2 protein-coding genes are annotated in these 2,770 nt (G+C 69.5%); both read right to left on the bottom strand.

The features are described from left to right. Positions 1-161 precede the first annotated feature (161 nt). On the bottom strand, positions 162-953 hold the full coding sequence (locus LzC2_RS21040) for a phosphoadenylyl-sulfate reductase (protein ID WP_171189987.1): 792 nt from the start codon (positions 951-953) through the stop codon (positions 162-164). Between the two features lie 247 nt (positions 954-1,200). After that, the gene (locus LzC2_RS21035) at positions 1,201-2,535 is read right to left on the bottom strand and encodes a M28 family metallopeptidase (protein WP_171189986.1); all 1,335 of its coding nucleotides are present in this window, start codon (positions 2,533-2,535) and stop codon (positions 1,201-1,203) included. Positions 2,536-2,770 lie beyond the last annotated feature (235 nt).

The raw sequence follows: 2,770 nt of genomic DNA, 5'->3' as shown, positions 1-2,770 counted from the left end.
TTCAACGCCCGGCCCACCTTCAACTTAGCGCTGCTCTCGGCCCCCCCCGTCCACTCCGCGAACGGCTGTTTGCGAAGGCTCGTTCATCCTCACCCCCGGCCCCTCTCCCTGAGGGAGAGGGGAGAAACGACAGCCGACCTCGAGCGCGAAGATCGGTCGAGTTAAATCACGAAGTCCGTCGCGCGACCGAGCACGCGGTCGATCAGGTCTTCGGGCAGTTCCACCGACAATTGATCCGGGGGCAGCATATCGGTCGGGTTGATGCCGCAGTATTGGCTCCAGGGGCCGAGGTGGCGCCAGCGGCCGGCGCGCTTCGGTTCGCCGGGGAGCACCGGGGTGGTGCAGCGGTTGCAGCCGATCGTCGCGTAGCCCTGCTCGTGCAGGGGGTTCGTGGGGATCTCGTTGTCCTGGAGATACGCAGCGAGTTCGTCATCCGACATCGTCACCAGCGGGTTGATGCGGAGGGTGTTCGTCTCCGGATCGGGCGAGAGCACCGGGGTGCGGCCGCGGGGGCCGCCGTCGCTGCGGCGGAGCGAGGAGATCATCGCGTCGTACTCGTCCGCGACGGCCATCAGCGGATCGTTCTTCCGCATGCGGCAGCACTCCACCTGGCCCTCGGGGGTGAGGTAGAGCACGCCCAACTGCTCCGTCTGCTCCTCCATCGACAGCTTCGGCGAGAGCGTGCGGACCGTCAGCCCGAACTCCTCCGCGATGCGATCGCGGGTCGCGTAGGTCTCCGGAAACAGCACGCCGGTGTCCACGAACAGCACCGGGATGTCTAGATCGAGGCTGCCGAGCATGTGGCAGACCGCGCAGCCGGTCTTCTGCATCGAACTGAGCGCGGCGAGGCGATCGCCGAACTGCTGCTTCGCCCACCGGATCAGATCCCGTGGGTCGCTGTGCTCGAACTGGGCGTTGAGGTCGGCCAGATCGGCCAGCGTCAGGCGGGCCACGGGCGGGCCTCTCTGTGCGGAGGGAACGGGGGCGGGAGAGAACGGGGGGCGAATGATAGGGAACCGGACCGATCAGGGCACGGGCGGTTCCGTCGTCGAGCGTCGAGCGTCCCGGACGCTTCAAGCGTCCGGGACGCTGCGTTCGCTTTGAAGCCGTTTAAGCGGGCGTCTGCGAGGGCTCGCACACCCTCACCCCCGGCCCCTCTCCCTCAAGGGAGAGGGGAGAAACGGGGGATCAGCCCATCGACTAAAACACGCTGAGCAACAGCATCTGGCTCAGCCGCACCAACCAGTCACGTTCCTTCCGGGTCATCGCGCCGCGTTCAAGAATGCCCTCGGTCGTGCTTTTGGTCTGGGCGAGGGCCACCTTCTGCATCGTGCCGAACCGGCGGCCGTCGGGGTTCTCGGGGCTGGCGGCTCGCTCCAGCAGCAAGCCGGTGATGCGGTTCACCGCGCGGGCCTCGTCGATGTCCGGGTCGGGGTTCGCCTCCCAGGCCGGCGCGTCGGCGTCGTTCGCCGTCGTCTGGACCACGGCGAGGATCAGCGAGGAGACGCGGGCGGCCTTCTCCACGTTCAATCGTTCCGGGGTATCGGTGGGGCGGTGGTAATCGCCGTGCTCGCCGGTGCTGAAGAACAGGAAGGGGATCTCGCGGTCGCGGAACGGGCCGTAGTCGCTGCGGGTGCCGATCAGGTCGATGCCCAGACGAGCCGTCTCCAGCCCCTCCGGCAGACCGGCCCGGTCGAGCACGCTTTTGAGGTGCGGGGCATGTTCGCTACCCAGCACGAACACCGTGGGCAGGTCGAGATCGCCGAGGCTGCGGCCGATCATGTCGGCGATGAACACGGCTTTGAGCCGTCGCATGGTGGCGTCGTCCTCGTCTCCGGTCAGAACCGCCGGCGGATGAGCGGCGAACCACCGGGAGCCGAACAGCATGCGTTCTTCGAGGTCGAACCCGACGAACAGCACGCTGCGACGGGGGCCGTTCTGAGCCTTGGCGTCATGGGCGAGCCGCTCGGCGACCTCCATCAGCATCGCCGTGCCGCTGGCGTTGTCGTCGGCGCCGGGATACAGCACCCCGCCCCGCACGCCGAGGTGGTCGTAATGGGCGCCGACCAGAATCACCTCGTCCTTCACCGCCGGATCCGACCCCGGCAGCAACGCGGCGACGTTCCGCCCGAACGGCTCGCCCTCCGGCCCGGCGATTGTCTGAAAGTAGCTCCCCCCTCCCGCTTCGCCGTCGCCGCTAGGCGGCGCGCCGCCCGGCGCGGCTTCGAACGCCGGGCGCAGCCCCAACTTCTGGAAGTGATCGGCCAGGTACTCCGCCGCGGCGTCCGCTTTGCCGCCGGGGCGCCCGCCGCGGGCCGGATCGGCGAGCCACTCGACGTGCGGGCGGAGATCCTCCGCGGAGATGCGCGCCGGGGTGACGACCGCGTCCTCCCCGCCGACTTCGACGGCGCCCCCCGCCGGATCGCTTTGCGCCCGCAGGGGCGCTGCGAGCAGCCCGAACAGGGCGAGCGAGGCGACAGCCGGCAGCCGCGTGCGAAAGGTTCGCGGACGGGCGGGCATGAGAGGGGCGGGCATCGGGACGCATCCGTGCGCAGAGCGAAAGGGCATCCCACGTTGGCGTGCGACCGGGCGGCCGGCAAGGGGTCGACGGGCGCGAAGCGACCGATGGGACCGGTTTTTCACCCCGGACGGGTGGTCCGACTCAAACAGGCTGAACCGCATCGGCCGATCGAGCCGAAGAACCCGTCGCGGCCGCATTGCGGCCCCGGGCCGGCGGGCCGTTTCGCCGGCCGCGCCCGATCCGCTCTCC

It is taken from the genome of Alienimonas chondri (assembly GCF_013036045.1).
GTDB classification, from domain to species: Bacteria; Planctomycetota; Planctomycetia; order Planctomycetales; family Planctomycetaceae; genus Alienimonas; species Alienimonas chondri.
This window is presented reverse-complemented; position numbering and strand designations above follow the sequence as displayed.